We start from the raw sequence: 22,368 nt of genomic DNA, 5'->3' as shown, positions 1-22,368 counted from the left end.
TTTTCGAGTTCCAGCTCTGGCGGCAAGCCGCCTCCGCTTTTATTATTGCCTTACCGCCCATTTCGGGCGTTTCATGTGTGAGAAGAAGCTGTTGCGTCTTGAGCGGGAATGGATGCGGTCTTCGCAGAACCGGTCCGCTGCTTCCATTGTGGTCATCTGCTGGTTCTCTGCTTGAAGGTAGATATTCTGAAGGGTGTTATAGATGGCACTTGTCTTTTGCAGGACACGCTCTTTATTCGGTTCGTATAATTCATCCGCTACCTGGATCAATCCGCCGGCATTGACGATGTAATCAGGTGCGTAGAGGATTCCTTTTTCATGAAGTTTCAAGCCGTGAGACAAATCCAGCAGCTGGTTATTGGCAGAACCCGCGACTGCTTTTACTTTTAATCGATCGATCGTCTCATCATTGATGATGCCTCCGATTGCGCATGGTACGAAAACATCGGCATCGGCAGAATATATTTCATCGCCGGACAGGACTTTGATGGCTGCCCCCATGTTTTTTGCTTTTGATACCAATTGATCGATGGAGCTTTGATTGATGTCCGTTACATACAGGTCCGCTCCTTCATCAAGAAGGCGTTCCGCCACTTTGTAGCCGACTTTTCCAAGTCCCTGGATCGCATAACTCTTCCCATGCAGGTCCCTTGATCCCCATACGGTCTGGTTCGTGGCCTGAAGACCGTAAATGACACCCATCGCAGTCGGAATCGAAGAGTCTCCGCTGCCACCGTAAACTTCATCTACACCGACAATGCAATTTGTCTCTTTAAGGGCATAAACAAAATCCTCAGGTTCTGTCCCCATGTCTGTCCCGGTATAAAAGCGGCCGTTCAGAGATTCCACAAATTGACCGAAAGCACGGAACAACTCCGGGTGTTTATCCTTCGCGGGATCGCCGATGATAACGGCCTTACCTCCTCCAAAGTCAACATCCGCTGCAGCGCACTTATACGTCATCCCTTTTGACAGGCGCAGTACGTCGTTCAGTGCTTCGTCCACTGATGCATACGGCCGCATACGGCAGCCGCCAAGAGCAGGGCCCAGTGTCGTATTATGTATGGCAATTATGGCTTTGAGTCCTGTATCTTCATCATTACAAAAAACAACTTGTTCGTGGTTTTTGATTTGTTCAAACATATCCATTCTTCTTCCCCCAGACATTTTGTAAACGCTTTCAGATTAGAACGCAAATACTATATACTTTTTATTCTCTCTCTAATTATCTCTTTGGGCAGGACAACCTGTTTGACCTCTCCCTTTCCGATGATTCTATCATTCTTGAAATCTCTTACGGTCACTTCGGTCAAAATGATGTTTCTTTCATATTTTATGACGGTTGCTTTAATTTCAAGACTGGAACCGGTGCGTGCAGGTGCCATGTGCTCTGCTGTCACTTTTGCCCCCATGCCTTCTTCGTCTTCCTCCAGGTAAGGAAGGATGATCTTTCTTGATGCCCATTCCATGTGATAGACCATCGAAACGGTTGAGTAAACGGGATGGACGACGCTTCCCTCGAACTGGGCATGCATGTCAGGGGTCACCTCCGTCATGACCGTGGCGGTATGCCCTTCAGCTAATCCGGACTTCATTGCTTTCCCCCTTTAAACCAACGCATTATACATATTCATATAACGTTAATTTAACGATATAATAACATTCAGTATTATAAATAGTCAATATATTGTTAAAATTTTAAAAACTCCAAAAGCCTGCTTGAAGGCCCGTCCCTCGGTGCTTTAACGTAAAAAAGTAACGGGACAGAGTCCCGTTACTTTTTTAGGATAATAGAGCGCGGTCGCTTGCGAGTTTGCTGCCGCGGATTCGTTGAAATTCATTAAGGAGACCTTCAACGGTCAGGTGTTTCTTTTCGTCTTCATTGACTTCGAGGATGATCTGTCCTTTGTCCATCATGATCAGCCTGTTGCCGAGATCGAGTGCCTGCTGCATATTGTGGGTAACCATTAGAGTGGTAAGATGATATTTCTCCACAATTTCCTTTGTCAGGTTCGTAATCAGATCGGCGCGGGCTGGATCAAGGGCTGCGGTGTGTTCATCGAGCAGCAGGATCGAGGGCTCGGTGAAAGTCGCCATCAATAAGGAAAGCGCCTGTCTTTCCCCTCCGGATAATAGTCCCACTTTTGCATTCAGACGATTTTCCAATCCTAAATGCAAGGATTCCAATACCTCTCTGAAAAACTCTTTTCTCTTCTTCGTCACACCCAATCGGAAGGTTCGTGTCCGGTTTCTCGAATACGCCATCGCCAGGTTTTCCTCGATTGTCATGGAAGGGGCCGTTCCTGCCATCGGGTCCTGGAATACACGGCCGATCAGCTTGGAACGTTTATATTCAGATACCCTTGAAACCTCATGGCCGTCAATGAACACATTTCCTACATCTGGTAACAGAACCCCTGAAACGATGTTCATCAAAGTCGATTTACCGGCTCCATTACTGCCGATGACAGTGACAAAATCACCTGGTTTCATGGTCAGCTGAATATCGTCCAGGGCGATTTTTTCATCCGGTGTGCCTTCATTGAATACTTTATGAATTCGATTTAATTGCAGCACCGTTATCACCCTTTCCTTCTGTAATCGATGTCTTTCCTAGCCGTTCAGCCATCCTTTGGGCTTTTCGTTTTTTATCTTTGTAACGATCCATCACTTTCGGCATGATCAGAGCCAGAATGACGATTGTTGCAGTGATCAGCTTCATGTCACCTGTTTCAAGGAAATCGACACGAAGTGCCATGCTGACGACCAAACGGTAAATGATCGCCCCGCCTATGACAGCGAGGGTGGTACGGGCAATCGTTTTTGTACCGAATAATGCTTCCCCGATGATGACGGAAGCAAGACCGATGATGATCATCCCGATCCCCATTCCGACATCAGCAAACCGGCTGTACTGTGCAATCAGGGCACCCGACAGCGCCACCATGCCATTGGAAATCCCAAGGCCCAATATGATCATTAAGTTGGTGTTGGCAGAGAAACTTCTGATCATCCGCTGATTGTCCCCAGTGGCACGCAAAGCCAAACCGATTTCTGTTTTTAAAAATGCATCCGTCAAAAATTTGATGGCCAGCGTAATGATGATCATGATGAACAATATACTCCATGTACCTGGAAGGGGCTCACCCAGTCCGACCGCCATCCAAAGTTTATTAAGGGCTGCATCGATTCCGAGCGGAGCCCACATACTTTCTACTCCAGTAAAAGTTGTCTCCTGGCTCAGCAAAGGGACATTCGACCGCCCCATGATCCTGAGGTTTATCGAGTAGAGGGCAATCATCATCAAGATCCCTGATAATAAAGCATTGATTTTACCAAATGTGTGAAGCAATCCTGTTATACATCCTGCTATAAATCCAATCACGATCGCAGTTATCGTTGCGATGATCGGGTTTACGCCACTGACAATCATGGTAGCAGCGACAGCAGCTCCGGTAACGAAGCTGCCATCGACTGTTAAATCAGGAAAATCCAATATCCGAAAGGACAAGTAGACTCCGAGGGCCATAATAGCGTAAATGATTCCAGATTCAAAGGATGCGAATATTGCTGTCGGCACGAATCATCATCCTCTCTTATTTTGCTTCGTAAAACTCTCCCATTTCAGACCAGGCTTCCTGTACTTCCACGCCTTGAGCTTCTGCTGCTGCTTTATTGAACATAAGCTTGAAGTTCTTCGGATACTCCACATTGATTTCAGAAGGCTTTTTCTCGCCTTTTAAAATTTTCACGGCCATCAAGCCCGTTTCATATCCAAGGTCCTCATAGCTGAATCCGCTGGCAGCTACCGCACCCTTTTTCATAGAATCAAGCTCTCCGACGAATAAAGGAATATCCTTATCGTTCGCTACAGAAATAACAGATTCAAGAGCGGATACAACTGTATTATCCGTCGGGATGTAGATGGCATCGACACGGCCGACCAGCGACTCCGCAGCCTGCTTTACTTCTGCGGAAGTAGAAACTGAAGCCTCAACAAGCTTTGCTCCCTTTTCTTCGACCAGCTTTTTCACTTCTTCAGCTTGTACAACAGAGTTCTGCTCTCCAGAGTTGTAAATGATACCGATATTTTTTGCTTCTAATTCATCTGTCATAAAGAAAATGGTTTTAGAAGTCGCTTCAGGGTGGTTATCAGATGTACCTGTGATATTCTCACCAGGCTCATCGAATGATTTGACTAACTCAGCACCTACAGGATCCGTAACAGAGGTAAAGACAATCGGAATGTCCTTCGTTGCATTCAATGCGTGCTGAGCACTTGGGGTTGAATTCGCAAAGATGAGATCGACGCCGTCACCGACAAGGTTCTTGGCAATCGTTTGAGAGTTACTTGGATCTCCTTGAGCTAATTGAACATCAAACTTAACATTCTCGCCTTCCTTAAAGCCATTTTCAGCCAAAGCCTTCTTAAAGCCTTCGAACGCCGCATCCAAAGAAGGGTGTTCAACAATCTGGGTGACCCCGATTACATATTCTTTGTCTCCTGAACTTTTTTCACCGCCGCATCCAGTTAAAAACAGCATACCTAGAAGCATCGTGATGACACCGAGTAACAAACTCTTCTTCTTCATTGAAATCCCCCTTTTTCTCTTCTTAAATATGATCAATAGTCTTATAGACTACAGAATCCACCTTTGTGATAAAAATCATAGCCATCGTTAATACAACGTTATAGTATCATCACCGTCACAAAATAGTCAATAATATTCCGAAAATTTAAAAATTAATATTAGTATAGACGGTTTGGGTAGGAATATCTAGTTGTTTTTACTGTTTTTTTGGAGTGAAATCTGAATTTATATAGAGGTATGGAAGCATTAGATGTTGAATAATCGGTATCTTTGTAAGATCGGGGATTCCATGAGGGGAGGTGGTGTTTATTTGGCGGGAGCGCGAAATTTGTCGTTTTGTGATGAATGGTCGATATATTGAAATTTTGGACGGATAAAATAATATAATGGCCGATAAAAATTACTTTTGGCCGATATATCAAAAAAACGATCGATAAAACCAATAAACAGTCGATAACCTAGAGTTCAAACCAAAAAAGCACGCCCCCATAAAAGGAACATGCCTCCTCTCTATCATTTCATCCTGTTCTTCGCCAATCTCCCAAAAATGTTCTCTGAATCACTCATCATTTTCTCAAAAAGCTCTTTCACTGTCGGAATATCCGAAACCAATCCAGAAACCTGGCCGCCGTTGATAAATCCCTGATCGAGCTTTCCTTCGAGTGCACCGACTCTATGATAGTCTTCCGAAGTTAGCAGTCCGAACTCCTCAGCCGGAACGCCTTCCTTTTCTTTACGGATCAAATCGGCTGAGTAAGGTGTTTTCATGACCCTTCTTACCTTGCCGACTGAGCGGCCGACAATCACCGTGCTGTCATCCTGAGCATTTAATAGTGCAGTTTTGTAGTTTTCATGAAATGGTGCTTCCTGCGTAGCGATGAGACGGGTCCCCATCTGCACCCCGCTTGCACCGAGGGCGAGCATGCTTGCAAGTCCCCTTCCGTCACCGATACCTCCTGCAGCGACCACGGGAATGCTCACTGCATCAATAAGCTGCGGAATGAGTGCGAGAGTCGTAGTTTCCAGATTGGAATTGATCCCCGCTGCTTCATATCCTTCTCCGACAATAACATCGGCCCCTGCTTCTTCCGCTTTCATCGCTTGTTTTTTGGAAGCGACCACACAGATTACTTTCACACCATGTTCATGGAAATATGGAATGAGCGGCGTTGGATTTCCCGCCGATAAGGATACGGCTGGCACCTTATGTTTAACCACCAGGCGGACTATGTCTTGTAAATGAGGTGTGATGGCGATTGGAATATTTAATGCAAAAGGTTTTGCTGTACGATTCTTCGTCTCTATGATTATATTTTCTACTTCCTCTACGCTCATTGTCCCTGCCCCAATGGTGCCCAGCGCACCCGCTTCTGATACGGCAGCCGTCAGAGGAGCATTGCTGATGTTCCCCATTCCCCCTTGAAGAATAGGATATTTAATTTTGAGAATCTCCGTTAAGTTATTCATTAAAATCCCCCTCCGTTAAATTCATGTTATACTTTCAAGAAAATTTAGACAAGTGCTATTTAACATTATGGCAGGAAAACGTTAATGAGATTATTTTTCAGGGACCAGCAGAGTTAGGACTTCTCGGAGCAGTCAAAAACCCCTGCCATTTTAAGCAGGGGTTTTCTCAATCAAGCAGTAAAGGATGGGTCATGATATCATAACTGCGGTCTTTATTTTTTAATTCATTGCCGTCTTCGAATACACTTTCGAAGAATCGGGATGCCGGTTCCGCAAGTTCTTTATAGTATTCGGCAAACAAGGAGGCTGCGTGTGCACCGAGCCACTTTTCAGGAAGAAGCTCTTCAGGAAGGCCGGGATCCACGAAGAGGAATTTACGGTACTCATGTACAAGCTTGGTCCGCTCAACAAAGCATTCAGCATCACTCATGTCGCCTTTCTTGATTTTGTTCTTATCAATCATATACTGCTGGCTGTAATGAGCAATGAATTCCTGGTAACGTTCATTGATTTCTTTCAAGTCCCAGCTCTTTTCGACCAGTCGCTGATTTTCATTCGGTCCTTGGTATTCTGCAATAAAGAAATCGACATATTCTTTGATGTCATATTTCTTGATCAGGGATTGAACCTGTTTTTCCAAATTGTTTGGTGAAATCCAAGTGGAGGTCGAAAGCGTGCCAAAGCCGCTCCATACCAATTCCTTGCGAAGCTCATCGCGGATGCTGCGGATTTCTTCAGGGATGCTGTACATGAAGACTCTCCACTTTCCGTCCCACTCCTGAGGCTTGAGCTTGAAAATACGGTTCGCAGCTTCTTCCATGCGGTCGACGCCGGGTTCGGTCAAAGAGTAATAGCTTTTATTCCCCTGCTTCTCCGCCTTTACCCAGCCTTGTTTATTCATCCTTGAAATCGCCGCCCGGACGGCCTGGTCGTTGTGGCCGAATTCATTCAGCAAACGGATGAGACTGCCGATCCATATTTTATTTCCATAATGGCGTATGTAATCCCCGTAAAGGGTAAAGATCATTGATCTGGTATTCATTGATGCCTCTCCTTTATGTACAATCACTTTTGTGAAAAAACTTTCTTGTGACGTTCATTTTACGTTTGGTAAATATATTATCACAAACTCATAAGGAAATTAAATATAATTCCTGAATTTCTCTCAACTTTTATTTGTGATACTATCTCACTCTCACACTTATTAAACTATCTTTTAAAAAAAAGACATCACAGAAAGAGGTCCCGTTACCAGCACCTCTTTCTTCATTATTAATCTATATTTTCTACCAGCGTCGCGATCCCCTGCCCCACACCGATACACATCGTCGAGAGGCCGTACCGGGTACCCCGTTTCTTCATCTCATGCACGAGTGTGGTCAGGATCCTCGCTCCGCTTGCTCCAAGCGGATGACCGAAGGCGATTGCTCCGCCATTGACGTTGACGATATCATCGTTCAGCCCAAGGTCTCTCATGCAGGCGATCGATTGGGCGGCAAATGCTTCGTTCAATTCCACTAATCCGATTTGATCAAGCGAAAGGCCGGCGCGCTTCAGTGCTTTTCGTGTCGCATAGATCGGCCCCAGTCCCATGACGGAAGGTTCCAGCCCTGCAGTCGCAGAGGTGATATAGCGTGCCAGGGGTTTCAGGCCCAGTTCATCTGCTTTCTCCCTGCTCATCAACAACAGAGCGGATGCCCCGTCATTGACGCCTGACGCATTACCTGCAGTGACCGTTCCTTCATTAAATAGCGGCGACAGCTTGCCGAGCTTTTCCATGCTTGTTTGGGGACGAGGATGTTCATCGACTGTGACGGTGGTTGCATTCCCTTTTCGCTCAGCGATTTCAACAGGAACGATTTCTTCCTTGAAACGTTCTCCTTCCATTGCACGTTTTGCTTTCATTTGGCTCTCGAAGGCAAACCTGTCCTGTTCTTCCCTGGTGATTTCATATTGCTTTGCTACATTTTCAGCTGTTTCGGGCATGGAGTCCGTCCCGTATCTCTGCTTGAGGCGGGAATTGACAAAGCGCCATCCAATGGTTGTATCGAACATCTCCATATTGCCTCTTGGAAAGTCTTTAGAGGGTTTGGCCATGACGTAAGGAGCCCTCGTCATGCTTTCCGTCCCGCCTGCAATGAAGATATCTCCTTCCCCGGCAAGGATCGCACGGGCGGCATAATTCACCGCATCCAGTCCCGACCCGCACAGCCGGTTGATTGTCGTCGCACCGACTTCGACTGGAAGGCCTGCGAGCAGGGTGGACATACGTGCTACATTCCGGTTATCCTCTCCCGCTCCATTCGCATTTCCGAACACGACCTCTTCTATTGCGTTAACAGGCATTTCAGTGTTCCGATCAATCAGCGCCTTGATCACAAGTGCTCCCAGGTCATCCGGCCGGACATCCTTCAATGCTCCTTTATACCTTCCGATCGGAGTCCGCACTGCATCAACAATGACAACTTCCCTCATGGCCGGCTCTCCTTTTCTTTCGATTCTGAGTAATCATACACACCCTTGCCTGACTTCCTGCCGAGTCTTCCAGCTTTCACGTATTGTTCCAATAGAGGGGCCGGACGGTATTTCTCCCCAAGCTTTTCATGGAGGTATTTCAGGTTGTTCAGACGTGTATCCAACCCCACCAGGTCCCCCAGTTCAAATGGTCCCATAGGATAATTCAGACCAAGCTTGATGGCTTTATCAATCTCTTCCGGGCTACCGAGGCCTTCTTGCAGCATATAAAAGGCTTCGTTTCCGACCAGCGCGCTGATCCTGCTTGTAACAAATCCCGGGAACTCATTGATGACCACTGTATCCTTGCCCATTAAACGGGCAACCTGTTCAATCACTTCCGCCGTTTCATCACTTGTTTCCAGTCCTCTTACGATTTCAACCAGCGGCATTTTATGTACAGGGTTGAAGAAATGCATCGCAATGACTTTGTCCGGACGTTTCGTGAAAGAACCGATTTCTGTCGGACTCATCGTTGAAGTGTTGGTTGCCAGATAGCAGTAATCAGGAGCATGCGAATCCAGCACTTCGAATACACCGCGTTTGATATCAGTTTTTTCCGGGACAGCTTCGATGACGACATCCGCATCACGGACCGTAATGGATAGATTAGCAGAATACGAAAGGCGTTCGCGTGCTTCGATATACTCCTGATTCGTGACCTTCCCTCTTTCCACACCTTTTTCAAAAATGCGCTGAATATCTTCTTTGGCATGATCGAGCTGTTCCTGTTTAATATCCACCAAAGTGGTTCTGAAGCCCCCCACTGCACTTACATAGGCGATCCCTCTTCCCATTACTCCTGATCCTACGACAACAATATGCTGTGTCATGTCGATTCCTCCTTATAGCAATAAGGGGTTGACCCGTAAAAGGACAACCCCTGTATCAAGCTGTTATGTTTATACGCCGAATGGATTCAGCGGACGGTTACCAAAGTATGAGATGATACTCTTCGTTTCTGTGTATAAGTCCAGTGTTTCCACACATAGTTCGCGGCCGAAACCGGACTGCTTGTAGCCACCGAACGGTGTTCCCGGGAATGCCGAGAATGGACAGTTCACCATGACGATACCGGCTTGAATCGCTTTTGACACTCTTGTTGCACGGCCGTGGTTCTGCGTCCATACAGCTGAGCCAAGTCCGTATTCGCTGTCGTTCGCCATCTTGATGACTTCTTTTTCATCCTTGAATTTCATCACAACGACAACAGGTCCGAAGATTTCTTCCTTTACAGCCTTCATATCATGATTGACATCTGTAATGATTGTCGGCTCATACCAGTATCCTTTTTCAAAGCCTTCCACTTTCGCCGGCTTTCCTCCGGTCACGATCGTGGCTCCATCCTCTTTGGCGGACTCCACATAGCTGTGTATCGTATCCACCTGTCCCTGATTGATGATGGCACCGATATGAGTTCCTTTATCATGCGGATCGCCAAGCGAAAGCTTCTTCGTTTTCGCTGTGAATTTTTCCATGAACTCATCATAGATATCTTCATGCACATAAAGTCTTGAGCGTGCTTCACAGGACTGCCCTGTATTATAGAAGATTCCAAACAGCGAACCATCTACCGCAGCATCTACATCAGCATCATCAAATACAATGTTCGGAGATTTGCCTCCAAGTTCCAAAGTCACGCGTTTCAATGTTTGAGAAGCTTTTTCCATGATATTTTTACCGATCGGCGTCGATCCTGTGAATGCCACTTTGTCTACTTTTTCGTGCTCCACAAGATAGTTTCCTACGGAAGAACCGGCTCCCGGCACGATATTGACGACACCTTCAGGCACTCCCGCTTCGATACAGATTTCACCAAGTACAATGGCTGTGAGCGGAGTGAGCGTCGCCGGCTTTACAACCACTGAGCATCCAGCTGCGATCGCAGGGGCAATCTTCCAAGCTGCCATCATCAATGGGTAATTCCAAGGGATGATTTGAGCACAAACACCGACAGGCTCCTTCTCTGCCGTATTCGTGAATTGTCCCGGTACATTGTTCACCGTGCCGCGGTGTCCGACAATTGCACCCGCGTAGAATTCAAAGTCTTCGATTGCCTGCATAACCTGGCCTTGGGCTGCAGATAATGATTTTCCGCTGTCCATGATTTCAAGTGAAACCAGTTCATTAAAGCGTGAACGCATGATACCGGCGATCTTATTCAGCACTCGGGAGCGTTTGTTGATCGGGAACTTCTTCCACTTCCCATGATCAAATGCATTCCTTGCAGCCAGAACAGCTTTTTCTGCATCTTCGACGGAGGCAAGTGAAACCGTTGCGATCGGCTCACCCGTAGCAGGGTTATAAGTCGTGAACGTGTCCCCTGATTCACTTTCCATACGCTGTCCGTTGATCACCAATGAATAATGCTCTCTTTTCATCTCGAGTACTTCAAAGCTTTGTTCTTTTACTGTAGACATAGTCCCATCTCCTTTTTCGTTTTTCTGTGTTAAACGCCGCTATTGATTTCCGTGCAAGACTTCGCTTTCCGCGGGTTGCCGGTGGGCCTCCCTGAATTCCACAATTCTATTTACCTTGAAAAGATGGTCTTCGTTTTTCCAGGAATGCAGTGACGCCTTCACGGTGGTCATCGGTCTGACCCGCGATCCGCTGGGCATAAGCTTCTTTTTCCAAGTATTCATCAAAGGTTAAATCATGGCTTCCTTTTAAAAGCCTCTTCATCAATCCGATGGCTTTCGTCGGCATGGAAGCAATTCTTTCTGCAAAGGCTCCCGTTTCTTCCTGCCAGCTGTCAACAGGTACCAGTTTCGTCACCAATCCGAGCTTCTCAGCTTGATCTGCCTTGATTTTTTCTCCAAAAACAGCGAGTTCAAGTGCTTTTGCATAGCCTACTAGATTTGCTAAATAGTAGAGGTTGCCGGAATCAGGAACCAACCCGACATGGACGAATGCCTGAACGAAGCTTGCCTTTTCTGATACAAGCCTGAAGTCACATGCCAGCGCCAGGGAGAATCCTGCTCCTGCCGCCACCCCGTTCACCGCCGCGATGACAGGCTTCTCGCAGGCTTCAATTTCCTTCACCATCGGCCCGTAATTATTCCTTAACACTTCGCCGTGATCCATCGAATCATCCACTTCACTCAAATCCTGTCCAGAACAGAACGCACGGCCTTCACCGGTAATGACGAGGGCCCTGACGTCTTCATTCCGGGATGATTCTTTTACTGCTTTCGCGACTTCAAGATTGAGCTGGCGGATGAACGCATTCAGTTTATCCGGGCGGTTCAGGGTAATCCAGGCTACATGGTTTTTCACTTCGTATTTAATGGTTTCGAACATTATGTAGCCTCCTTACTTTCCTTTGAAATGTGGTTTGCGTTTTTCGACGAACGCCTTCATGCCCTCTTTTTGATCTTCGGAGGCAAAAAGAAGATAGAAATTCTTCCGTTCATATTGCATTCCTTCGTAAAGAGAATAATCAACCGCTTTATGGACGGATTCTTTGATCAATCGTATGGAGAGCGGCGGCTTTGATGCCAGCTTCTTCGCAAATTTCTCTGTTTCTTCCATTAATAATTCCGGCGCGATCGCACGGTTGATGACACCCCATTCGAGTGCCTGCGCTGCAGTGAAACGGTCGCCTGACAGGAGCCATTCCATTGCTCTTGATTTCCCAATCAGCTTTGTCAAACGCTGAGTCCCGCCTGCGCCCGGCATGACTCCGAGATTCACTTCAGGGAATCCGAAGCTTGCATCTTCTGCTGCAAACAACATGTCACAGCACAATGCCAGTTCGAAGCCTCCGCCAAGTGCGAAGCCTTGAACAGCGCCGATAATCGGCTTTTTGATCCATGCGAGGCGGTCCCATTCAGTGAACTGATTAAGGAGTTCAAGATCAACGGCGCCGTCTTCTGACATTTCATCAATATCGGCTCCGGCGGCAAAGGCCCTTCCTTTCCCGGACAAAATGATCACTTTTACATGTTCATTCCGGTCGAATTCCTCAAAAGCTTCCACGATTTCTGAAACCATGGGACGATTGATGGCGTTCAGCACCTTGGGACGGTTCAGCTCGATGAATCCGAGCCCGTCCCGTTCGCTGACCACAATGTATTCGTGCTTACTCATTCACTTCTTCACCAATCATGAGAGTGACCAGTTCAGCAGCGAAGCCCATCAGATCCTTTCCGGAAGCTTTTCCTTCATCGGATTTGAGTCCCGCTTTCAGTGCTTCATGGCTTTCATAGTACATCTCGCACATAAGGTAGTATTTGCCTTCCCCACCCATTGGCGAACCTGTGATTCTGGTAACTTTCATTTCTTTCAGACCCGGGATTTTTGCTGTGATCGGGGCATGGGTGTTGAAGTAGTGCTCGTCGAATTGTTCCTTGTTTTCAGGGTGTTTGTATAACGCGATTAGTTTTACCATTATTGATCTCTCCTTAAAATTGGTTTTGTTGGACTTTGAATACCGCAGTTGATTTCCGTGGAAGACTTCGCTTTCCGCGGGTAGCCCGTGAGCCTCCTCGGCTTTTCTTTATGGTGGGTTAATTGTCCAGCTGCAGGGCTTAGAGGCACATGTCAAAAGCCAAACCGACCAAGAAGGCAAAGAACCGCCTTCGTGGCCGATTCGTCTTATGCCACACGCCTCTGAGCAAAGCCCTTCCGCTTTTCTGATAGGAGTCTTCGCCTTCCACTCCAATCACCTGCTGGATTCGGTTAAACATTATAGTTTACGAATCCTCTTAGAAACCGGACAAGCAAAACCGCCTAAGCTTTTCTACTCACATCATGGTAGAAATAGGTTTCATGGCCTCGAACGGGTTTTTGCATTGCTTGCAGTAGAGGATGCTTCTGCATGCGGTCGGTCCGAAGAGGTTCTCCATTGAGGTGTAGGGAGAATCACAGTACGGGCAGTGAACCTGCCAGTCTTCTTCTCCCGTGAAGTCCCTCGGCGGAGGTGCGATGCCGAATTCCTTGAGGCTTTCGCGCCCTTTCTCCGTTAACCGGCTGGAAGTCCAGGGCGGATTGTAAACGAATCTCACATCTACTGCCCCTGTCCCCAGCTGATCCTTACAGGCTTTCACCACGTTCGATTTAATGATGTCGAGTGCCGGACAGCCCATGAAGGTAGGGAGCAATTCAATGGTGACCCGGCCCTCTTCCTCTATAATTCTATTCACCATTCCCAAATCTACGATACTTATAGAATCGATTTCTGGATCCTTCACTGTGTGAAGGGCACTCCAAATCATTTCAGTCATTTTCTGATCACCCTTTACCAGGTTGCTGCAGGATCTGAGTTATACACTTCGCTAAGAGTGGACAATGCTTGATCCAGGTCGGCTGTGTGCTCGCCTTTGCGGCCATCGCCTTTTTTCATGTCTGTTTTCGGAGGAAACGCGAGATTCGCAGATTGGAAGACAGGCTGCAGGGCCATCTCCCAGCGTTTTTTGAGATTTTCTTCGCCCTCGATCAGCCCCATGACGGCCATTTCTTTTCCTGCCGGTCCCAATGTAAGGACTCCCTGGAATTCATGGAGCACCTTTTCCATCGCTTCGCCCATACGCACCGACGCTTCCCCGCCGGCGTTCACAAGCTGCAGGAACCACGTTTTCCAGTGAAGCAGATGGTAGTATAATTCCGTATTGATCTTGATGGCGAGCTGTTGCAATGGTTCATATGAAGAGTTTTTCAGTGAATCGATCCGCACTTTTTTCGCCACACTGTAAAAATAATGCCTCACTACGGCAAACGCCCAATCATAGCGGGGTTCTGTCAAATAATCCCCCGGTCCATTCACTTCCTCCAAAAGAATCGCGTTCCTTCTTTCATTTGATGGACGGGCATGGGCCAGTGAATCCTGGCTTCCTTCACCAAGCTCTTCAAGCAGCTGATAATACATCGCGGCATGGCCCATCGTATCCTGATTAATGGATGAGAATGCGACATCCTCCTCGATATGCGGGGCAAGTCCCAGCCACTCCGAGCCGCGGTACGCAAGGATGAAGTCATCATCCGCCAGCTGATAAAGCAGATTCAGCAGTGCCTCTTTAAATTCGTTATTCGGGATTTCATCCGGAGTTTTCACGATCATTTCTTCTTCACCAACTCTCCCCAGGACATGATCTCTTTCTCATCAAGCATTTCCTGTTCATATTGCCGCCACTTCTTCTTCAGGTATCCGTAGCCTTTCGCATTCCGGTAATCCTTGTTATCCAGACGTTTCACACTTTCCCTTTCTTCAGGCGTCATCATTCTGAGATCCGACCGTTTGACGACCCATATGTCGGCTACCGGTTCTCTTCTCATAAAATTCTCCTGCGCCATCACCATCGCCAATTCATGATTCGGGGCAAGCAGACTGAATTGATGCTGCATCGCGGCCCCGTCTGAACGTTTGCTAAACACTTCAAATTCCTGATAAAAATTCTGCCCCTTGTCAGACATCTCCCTCATTCCCTTCTAACTGACTCTCCCGCTCGGACTCAGTGCCTCGCGTACCCAGGCATTGTTGTCATAGGATAACTCCCGCAGGCGAAGGCGTTCCTTCGATTTAGGTCCATTATTGCGGATGATTTCTTTGAATCTGCTCCAGTCAGGCTGCTTATAGATCCACAGCTCCTTCTCTTCGTCGTAGTACATCGTTTCGTCAGGAAGTGTAAGCCCCAAGGACAGCATCCTTGGCACATACTTGGTGAAGAAGTCCTGACGTAGCTGTTCATTCGTTTTCGTTCTGATCTTATATTTAATGGTGATATCCTGTTTTGATGAGCCTGTCGTTTTTGCGTCAGCCGGTCCGAAAAACATCAGAAGTGCTTCCCACCAGCGGTTGACCGCATCCTGTACAAGAGCCTTTTGCTCGTCTGTTCCTTCTGCAAGTGCCATGATGATGGCTTCACCATGCTGTGCGTGGAAGACCTCTTCCGCACAGATCCGCTTCAATGCACGTGCATAAGGACCATACGAAGCCCCCAGCATATTGGTCTGAGAAATGATGGCGGCACCATCGACGAGCCAGCCGATCAGCCCTGCATCTCCCCAGGTCGGAGCTTCCATGTGGAAGACATTATGAAACTTCAAATCTCCTGAAAATAAGTCCCTCATGATATGCTCCCTTGTCTTTCCGTAAGGCTTCATCAAATCTTCAGCCACGCGGAGCAGGAGCTGGCCATGACCCATTTCATCCTGGACCTTGGCCATGATCCCGAGTTTCCTGCGGAGGGACGGGGCTTTCGGCACCCATTCCTTCTCAGGAAGGGCTCCCATGATTTCACTGATACCGTGCATCGAAATCAATTTGATCAGTGCATTGCGGTATTCATCAGGCATCCAGTCATCAGCCTCGATCTTTTCATCGTTTTCGATCTTTTTCATAAAGCGTGCCATATGTTCTTCTTCTGTCATTTGCAGACTCATTGCACTGCCTCCTTTATCACACCGTTTTCACGATGATTGACTAACTTGTAATAGGTTTATCGGACAAAATTTTTTATGGAAAAATCGCTTCTTCCCGAAGATCCACAATCCGGACGGCCTTCCCTTCCGATCGGGGAATTTCCTTAGGCGCCCTGACTTTTACATCCATCGATACCAGGCAGCCGTTCTTCATCACCCTTTTTATTTTTGAAGTCAATTCGAAGACCTTTTCATGCTGTATATCCCCTGAGAGTCCCGCATAGAAATCCGGGTTGATTTCAACGTGAAGCTCTACTGTATCAAGGGCTCCTTTTTTCTTTACGTGGAGCTGATAGTGAGGAGCGAGTTCCTTTAGCTCAAGGAGATGATGTTCCATTTCAGAAGGAAAGACATTCACCCCCCTGATGATGAGCATGTCGTCCACCCTTCCCTTCACTCTCGACATCTTGACCGTCGTTCTCCCGCATGAGCAGGTTCCGTGCTGTATCGAAGCAATGTCACCAGTACGATACCGGATGATCGGGAACGCTTCTTTCGTCAAGCTGGTAAAAACCAGCTCACCTGTTTCTCCTTCAGGGACCGGTTCCAATGTATCAGGGTGAATGACTTCAACCAGGAAATGGTCCTCCGCAATATGAAGGCCATCCTGTGCCTCAGGGCATTCCATGGCAACGCCGGGACCGATCACTTCGCTGAGTCCGTAAATATCACAGGCTTTAATGCCAAGGATCCCTTCCAGCGTATCCCTCATCCTATTTGACCACGGCTCCGCTCCGAAAATGCCAGCCTGCAGTGAAAGTGACGCCGGATCCTTCCCCTGGCCTGCGATTGTCTCTGCCAGGTTCAGAACATATGAGGGAGTACCACAAATGACGGAAGGCTTGAAATCCTCAATCAGTGTGATCTGTCTATCCATATTTCCGCCGGATACCGGCACGGTGATCATCCCGAGCTTTTCACTGCCGTAGTGAAGGCCAAGTCCGCCGGTGAACAATCCATATCCATATGCATTGTGAAGCACGCTTCCCTGCCTTCCCCCGGCCATCGCGATCGCCCTGGCTACAATATTCCCCCACATATCAATGTCATTTTGGGTATAGCCGACCACTGTCGGCTTACCGCTCGTCCCCGAAGAAGCATGGACTCTGACCATTTCCTCCTGCTTGACCGCGAACATCCCGAATGGATAGTGATCACGCAAGTCCTTCTTTGTTGTAAGCGGTAACATTTTAATGTCTTTTAAAGATCGGATATCGTCTGGGTGCAGATTTCTTTGTTCGAAGTGATTGCGGTAAAAAGGTACGGAGTGGTAGACTAAGCTGGCTGTCTTTTGGAGTCGTTCTAGTTGAAGGCTTTCCATCTGATCTCGACCGGCGGTTTCAATCTCATGCAGAATCAATATCCATGCCTCCCTTTATGTAAAACTATAATCATATAACGTTATTAATTCGTTTATTAAAAAATGTGTTATATCCAACTACTCAAAAGATAACGTCTTTACTGGAAAATGTCAATATATTTTCAGAAAATTAAAACACACCTCTCTTAGTGGGGCCTCCCTCCAATTTATGGGCGATATTTTAATCTTATGGGCGATACCTCTTGATATAAGGGCGAAATATTAATTTTATGGGCGGGATTCCTGATATAAGGGCGTAATCTGAAATATATGGGCGAAGTCCTGATTCCCATGTCAAAACCAGACACACTATTGAAGCACAAAAAATGCCCCCTTTAAAAAAGGGAGCATTCTTTCAATTCTATTAAAACAATTTTGTCGTCCAAGACTCACAATTCCACACTTCAGTCGCCACATCATTATAAAATTCAGGTTCGTGACTGATCAGGAGGACCGTGCCTTTATATTCTTTCAATGCACGTTTCAGCTCTTCTTTCGCTTCGACGTCCAAGTGGTTGGTCGGCTCGTCAAAGACGAGTACGTTGCTTTCTTTATTCATTAGTTTGCAGAGGCGAACCTTCGCTTTTTCCCCTCCGCTCAGCACTTCCACCTTACTTTCGATATGCTTGGTTGTCAGTCCGCATTTGGCAAGGGCCGCACGTACTTCTGCCTGATTGAAGGACGGGAACTCATTCCACACTTCTTCAATGCAGGTGTTGTAGTTCTGGGTTTTGATTTCCTGTTCGAAATAACCGATGTGCAAGTAGTCCCCAAGCTCGACGGAACCTGAGATCGGACGGATTTCCCCCAAGATGCTTCTTAGTAACGTTGTCTTACCAATTCCGTTTGCACCTGATAAGGCAATCTTCTGTCCGCGTTCCATCTTAAGATTAAGCGGTTTTGACAGCGGTGTATCATACCCGATGACAAGATCCTTCGTTTCAAAAATGACACGGCCGGCCGTTCTAGCCATCTTGAAATTGAATTCAGGCTTTGGCTTTTCGGCTGCCAATTCGATGACGTCCATCTTATCAAGCTTTTTCTGACGGGACATCGCCATGTTCCGTGTTGATACACGGGCTTTGTTACGTGCTACGAAATCCTTCAGATCCTTCATTTCCTGCTGCTGCTTTTTATAGGCGGCTTCAAGCTGCTGCTTCTTCATTTCATGGACTTTCTTGAATTCGTGGTAATCCCCTGCATAGCGGTTCAGTTCTTGATTTTCCATGTGGTAGATCAAATTGATGACGCTATTTAAAAATGGGATATCATGCGAGATCAGGATAAACGCATTTTCATACTCCTGGAGATATCTCTTCAGCCACTCGATATGCTGTTCATCAAGATAGTTGGTCGGCTCATCCAATAGCAGGATGTCCGGTTTTTCAAGTAAGAGCTTGGCAAGCAGGACCTTTGTTCTTTGCCCTCCGCTCAAGTCGTGGACGTCTTTGTCCAAGCCGATATCATCAAGACCCAGCCCGCGGCCGATTTCTTCCACCTTTGCGTCGATGATGTAGAAGTCATTATTCGTCAACGCATCTTGAAGCGTGCCGGTCTCTTCCAGCAGTTCTTCAAGCTCTTCGGTGGAGGCATCCCCCATCTTCCCGAACAGTTCATTCATTTCAGCTTCCATATCGAACAGATACTGAAATGCCGTTTTCAATACATCGCGGATCGTCATCCCCTGCTTGAGCTGGGCATGCTGATCGAGATAGCCTATGCGGATACGCTTTGCCCATTCGACTTTTCCTTCGTCCGGCTCAAGTTTGCCGGTAATGATATTCATGAAGGTCGATTTACCTTCGCCGTTCGCACCGATCAATCCGATGTGCTCCCCTTTTAACAGTCGGAAAGAGACATCGTTGAAAATCGCACGGTCTCCGAAACCGTGGGTCAAATTCTTAACAGATAATAAACTCATATATGATTACACCTTTTCTATATAAACTAATGTTATTTTTAAAAAACACACTCCCTCTATTATAAAGGCGCAGGCCTTTAGAAGATAGAGGAAAATCGTTACTTGCCCAATGTGAATTTCAGGTTATCCGATGGCATCGGCTATATTATAGTCTGCCGGGTCAAGTTCCGTTTCTTCCCCCATCACCAGCTTGGCAAGTTCGGAGCCAAGATACGGTCCTGCCGTCAAACCGGAAGCCCCGAGTCCGTTTGCAGTGAATGCCCCGTCCATTCCTGGGACCGCTCCGAATACAGGCAGGAATCCTGGAGTGAACGGACGGAAGCCCACTCTTGTTTCTGCAACCGTACTGTTTTCGATGCCCGGGGCTACTTCGATGGCTTTGTGGAGGACTTCATATACACCTCCGGCTGTCACCCTGCAGTCAAAGCCGGCTTCATCTTCATGAGTGGCCCCTGCAACCACTTTTCCGCCGGGGAATCCAAGGAGATATTGACTGCCGGGCGGTATGACGACCGGCCAGTGACTGCTGTCCGCCTGCGGCACTTCCAGGTGCAGGATCTGCGCTTTTTGCGAAGACACCTGAAAATCGATGCCCGCCTCTTTGAACACTTCCTTCGCCCATACCCCCGCAGTGACGATTACTGTATCTGCTTGAATGACTTCTTCCCCAAGTGTCACTCCGGTTACAGTATCCTTTTCCACTACCATTTTGGCATCTCCGTACCGGAAGTCGGCTCCGTTTTTTTCAGCAGCCCGTATCAACGCATTACGCAGCGCCCTTCCGTCCACTCTTGCCGCCCCGCTTACATGCACGGATGCAAAATTGTCTGCCAGCAGCGGGAATCGTTCTTTCGTTTCCGCTGCAGTCAACTTCGTTATGTTTCCCATTTCAGGGGCATCCTCTCGACGTTTCATCGCCCGTTCGATCATCTTGTCGAGTTTCTGTTCATCGGTGTGCAGACTGATGGCCCCTGCACGATGATAACCGGTTTCCGTTTCACCGAGTGCTTCCAGTTCTTTTATTAGTTCAGGATAGTACTTTGCTCCGCCTTTTACCAGGCGGTACCATATCTTATTGCGTCTTTGGGACAGCCATGGACAGACGATACCAGCGGCAGCATCTGTTGCCTGGCCTGGTTCCTGTCTGTCTATGATCGTAACCCGTGCCCCTTTTTTACTGAGATGATAAGCTGTTGATGCACCAAGAATGCCGGCGCCGATCACTATGATAGATTTCATTTTCTAAACACCTTTTTCCGTTCATATTTTCTTCCTCATTCTTTTTATTTTACAAGAGAAAGAGGCCGGAAACAATTCAGGTGGGGACTGGTTTTGTAAGCGTTACACGTGGAGAATACAATATTTGTATTTTCGAAATTTATTGACAAGTCGTTTCGTTTCATGATAAAAATTGAATAACCTAATATTGAACAAGCTTTGAAGGAAACTAGTAGCGAACATTTCCCTGTTTAAGAGAGCCGGTGGCTGGTGTGAATCGGTACATAAATGTTTAGCGAATTTCGATTCTGGAGCTTCTTTTGACGTGATCAAAAGACGGCACAGCCGTTATTTTATTCGAGTGGTGGGAACTTTTTCTCATAACTAGGGTGGTACCGCGATATCCAATCGTCCCTACAATTGTAGGGGCGATTTTTTATGTTTAAAGCGGGATACTAACAATTGAATCAGAAAGGAGATTGTACATGAGTCAACGTGAACAATGGTCATCAAAGCTTGGTTTTATCCTTGCCGCAGCAGGTTCTGCAATCGGACTGGGGGCCATCTGGAAATTCCCCTATACAGCAGGTCAAAATGGAGGCGGAGCGTTTTTCCTGATCTTTATTCTATTCACTTTACTACTCGGCCTTCCATTACTGCTCGCGGAGTTCTCCATCGGACGAACCGCCCAGAGCAATGCGGTTGATTCTTACAAAAAAATAGCCCCGGGTACGAAGTGGCACTGGGTAGGGATTCTCGGGATGATTACTTCCTTCATCCTTCTATCCTTCTACAGTGTGGTCGGAGGCTGGATCGTCGTTTATTTATTTAAAGCGATAACAGGTGAGATGAACGGACTCACCTCAGAGCAATACGGCGAGCTTTTCGGAGCTACGATTTCAAATCCGGGCTTGAGCGTATCTGTTCAGTTCCTCTTTATCCTGATGACAATCCTTGTCGTTGCCAAAGGGGTTCAGAAGGGAATCGAGCGTGCAAGTAAAATTATGATGCCGGCACTCTTTGTGCTGTTCATCATCCTTGTCCTGCGTGCAGTTACGCTTGATGGCGCAATGGAAGGAATCACGTTCCTGCTGGAGCCCGATTTTTCTAAAGTAACATCACAAACGATACTGGAAGCAATGGGACAATCCTTCTTCACCCTGAGCGTCGGGGTTTCGGTAATGGTGACCTACAGCTCCTACTTGCCGAAGGATCAAAGTCTTCCCCGCTCAGCCGGTTCCATTGTTGCGATGAACATCTTTATCGTTCTTCTGGCTGGACTTGCCGTTTTTCCGGCAGTGTTCTCATTCGGACTTGAGCCTGGGGCAGGGCCTGTCTTATTATTCAATGTGCTGCCGACAATTTTTAATCAGCTGCCATTCGGAATGCTGTTCTTTATTGCCTTTCTCGTACTGTTCTTGTTTGCAGCTCTGACATCCGCCTTTTCGATGCTGGAAATCATTGTTTCCGTCATTTCAAAAGGGGACCCTGCACTTCGCAAAAAATGGTCGTGGATCATCGGGCTTGCGATTTTTGTATTCGGAATTCCGTCTGCATTATCTTATGGAGTATTGAGTGACGTCATCATTTTCGGTAAAACGATTTTCGATTTGGCTGACTTTACAGTGAGCAATGTACTGCTGCCGATCGGTTCCCTGCTCATTGCCCTGTTCATACCGATCAAGATGAAAAAGACGGCGCTTTACGAAGAACTGAAGCGTGGAAGCAGATTGAAAAAAGGATTATTCGAAACGTGGTATTTCCTGATCCGTTTTATCGCTCCGATCTTGATTATTGCTGTTATGCTTGATGTGCTTGGTATATTGTAAGAAAGGAAACGCGGACCCCTGGCATGGAGGTCCGCGTTTTTATTGTTT

At 47.1% G+C, this 22,368-nt stretch carries 21 protein-coding genes and 1 other annotated feature; of the genes, 1 reads left to right on the top strand and 20 read right to left on the bottom strand.

The window, feature by feature from the left end; genetic code table 11:
- Window positions 1-42 precede the first annotated feature (42 nt).
- From HWX64_RS01760 to HWX64_RS01665, 20 genes are all read right to left on the bottom strand, one after another.
- Window positions 43-1,149 (bottom strand): Glu/Leu/Phe/Val dehydrogenase, encoded by a 1,107-nt coding sequence (locus HWX64_RS01760; RefSeq protein WP_175986750.1) that lies wholly within the window; start codon window positions 1,147-1,149, stop codon window positions 43-45.
- A 50-nt stretch (window positions 1,150-1,199) separates the two neighbouring features.
- On the bottom strand, window positions 1,200-1,595 hold the full coding sequence (locus HWX64_RS01755; RefSeq protein ID WP_175986749.1) for a thioesterase family protein: 396 nt from the start codon (window positions 1,593-1,595) through the stop codon (window positions 1,200-1,202).
- A gap of 187 nt (window positions 1,596-1,782) precedes the next feature.
- Complete coding sequence (locus HWX64_RS01750) at window positions 1,783-2,577, bottom strand: ABC transporter ATP-binding protein (RefSeq protein WP_175986747.1); 795 nt, start codon at window positions 2,575-2,577, stop codon at window positions 1,783-1,785.
- Complete coding sequence (locus tag HWX64_RS01745; protein ID WP_175986745.1) at window positions 2,552-3,580, bottom strand: ABC transporter permease; 1,029 nt, start codon at window positions 3,578-3,580, stop codon at window positions 2,552-2,554. Before HWX64_RS01745 ends, HWX64_RS01750 begins: the two co-directional genes overlap by 26 nt.
- A 16-nt stretch (window positions 3,581-3,596) precedes the next feature.
- Window positions 3,597-4,592, bottom strand: a complete 996-nt coding sequence (locus HWX64_RS01740; RefSeq protein ID WP_175986744.1) for an ABC transporter substrate-binding protein — start codon at window positions 4,590-4,592, stop codon at window positions 3,597-3,599.
- Window positions 4,593-5,105: 513 nt separating this feature from the next.
- The gene (locus HWX64_RS01735; protein ID WP_175986742.1) at window positions 5,106-6,059 is read right to left on the bottom strand and encodes a nitronate monooxygenase family protein; all 954 of its coding nucleotides are present in this window, start codon (window positions 6,057-6,059) and stop codon (window positions 5,106-5,108) included.
- 166 nt (window positions 6,060-6,225) lie between these two features.
- A complete protein-coding gene (paaX, locus tag HWX64_RS01730; protein ID WP_175986740.1) occupies window positions 6,226-7,101 on the bottom strand; it encodes a phenylacetic acid degradation operon negative regulatory protein PaaX in 876 nt (291 codons plus the stop codon).
- Window positions 7,102-7,331: 230 nt separating this feature from the next.
- A complete protein-coding gene (locus HWX64_RS01725; RefSeq protein ID WP_175986738.1) occupies window positions 7,332-8,534 on the bottom strand; it encodes an acetyl-CoA C-acyltransferase in 1,203 nt (400 codons plus the stop codon).
- The gene (locus HWX64_RS01720; protein WP_175986737.1) at window positions 8,531-9,406 is read right to left on the bottom strand and encodes a 3-hydroxyacyl-CoA dehydrogenase; all 876 of its coding nucleotides are present in this window, start codon (window positions 9,404-9,406) and stop codon (window positions 8,531-8,533) included. Before HWX64_RS01720 ends, HWX64_RS01725 begins: the two co-directional genes overlap by 4 nt.
- A 69-nt stretch (window positions 9,407-9,475) precedes the next feature.
- Window positions 9,476-10,993: an aldehyde dehydrogenase gene (locus tag HWX64_RS01715; protein ID WP_175986735.1), complete on the bottom strand. Its 1,518-nt coding sequence runs from the start codon at window positions 10,991-10,993 to the stop codon at window positions 9,476-9,478.
- A 106-nt stretch (window positions 10,994-11,099) separates the two neighbouring features.
- Window positions 11,100-11,873 carry an enoyl-CoA hydratase-related protein gene (locus HWX64_RS01710; protein ID WP_175986733.1) on the bottom strand — a complete coding sequence of 258 codons (774 nt, stop codon included), beginning with the start codon at window positions 11,871-11,873 and terminating at the stop codon, window positions 11,100-11,102.
- A gap of 12 nt (window positions 11,874-11,885) precedes the next feature.
- On the bottom strand, window positions 11,886-12,662 hold the full coding sequence (locus HWX64_RS01705; RefSeq protein ID WP_175986732.1) for an enoyl-CoA hydratase/isomerase family protein: 777 nt from the start codon (window positions 12,660-12,662) through the stop codon (window positions 11,886-11,888).
- On the bottom strand, window positions 12,655-12,963 hold the full coding sequence (locus HWX64_RS01700) for an EthD family reductase (RefSeq protein WP_172248888.1): 309 nt from the start codon (window positions 12,961-12,963) through the stop codon (window positions 12,655-12,657). Before HWX64_RS01700 ends, HWX64_RS01705 begins: the two co-directional genes overlap by 8 nt.
- 355 nt (window positions 12,964-13,318) lie before the next feature.
- Complete coding sequence (paaD, locus tag HWX64_RS01695; RefSeq protein ID WP_175986730.1) at window positions 13,319-13,798, bottom strand: 1,2-phenylacetyl-CoA epoxidase subunit PaaD; 480 nt, start codon at window positions 13,796-13,798, stop codon at window positions 13,319-13,321.
- A gap of 14 nt (window positions 13,799-13,812) precedes the next feature.
- The gene (gene paaC, locus HWX64_RS01690; RefSeq protein WP_175986728.1) at window positions 13,813-14,631 is read right to left on the bottom strand and encodes a 1,2-phenylacetyl-CoA epoxidase subunit PaaC; all 819 of its coding nucleotides are present in this window, start codon (window positions 14,629-14,631) and stop codon (window positions 13,813-13,815) included.
- Entirely contained in the window at window positions 14,628-14,984 is a 357-nt protein-coding gene (gene paaB / locus HWX64_RS01685; protein ID WP_175989585.1) for a 1,2-phenylacetyl-CoA epoxidase subunit PaaB, read from the bottom strand. Before paaB ends, paaC begins: the two co-directional genes overlap by 4 nt.
- A 15-nt stretch (window positions 14,985-14,999) precedes the next feature.
- Window positions 15,000-15,953, bottom strand: a complete 954-nt coding sequence (gene paaA / locus HWX64_RS01680; RefSeq protein WP_175986727.1) for a 1,2-phenylacetyl-CoA epoxidase subunit PaaA — start codon at window positions 15,951-15,953, stop codon at window positions 15,000-15,002.
- Between the two features lie 73 nt (window positions 15,954-16,026).
- Window positions 16,027-17,352: a phenylacetate--CoA ligase family protein gene (locus HWX64_RS01675; protein WP_175986725.1), complete on the bottom strand. Its 1,326-nt coding sequence runs from the start codon at window positions 17,350-17,352 to the stop codon at window positions 16,027-16,029.
- 364 nt (window positions 17,353-17,716) lie between these two features.
- On the bottom strand, window positions 17,717-19,273 hold the full coding sequence (locus HWX64_RS01670; RefSeq protein ID WP_175986723.1) for an ABC-F family ATP-binding cassette domain-containing protein: 1,557 nt from the start codon (window positions 19,271-19,273) through the stop codon (window positions 17,717-17,719).
- A gap of 123 nt (window positions 19,274-19,396) precedes the next feature.
- Window positions 19,397-20,512 carry an FAD-binding oxidoreductase gene (locus HWX64_RS01665; protein WP_175986722.1) on the bottom strand — a complete coding sequence of 372 codons (1,116 nt, stop codon included), beginning with the start codon at window positions 20,510-20,512 and terminating at the stop codon, window positions 19,397-19,399.
- Between the two features lie 189 nt (window positions 20,513-20,701).
- Window positions 20,702-20,910: a binding site (T-box leader), on the top strand.
- A gap of 66 nt (window positions 20,911-20,976) precedes the next feature.
- Here HWX64_RS01665 and HWX64_RS01660 point away from each other — a divergent pair.
- Window positions 20,977-22,320 carry a sodium-dependent transporter gene (locus HWX64_RS01660; protein WP_175986720.1) on the top strand — a complete coding sequence of 448 codons (1,344 nt, stop codon included), beginning with the start codon at window positions 20,977-20,979 and terminating at the stop codon, window positions 22,318-22,320.
- Window positions 22,321-22,368: the final 48 nt, after the last annotated feature.

Origin of the sequence: Bacillus sp. Marseille-Q1617 (assembly GCF_903645295.1) — a bacterium.
GTDB lineage: Bacteria > Bacillota > Bacilli > Bacillales > Bacillaceae_B > Rossellomorea.
Note: the sequence above shows the minus strand (reverse complement) of the source record. Positions and strands in the feature narration are given on the sequence as shown.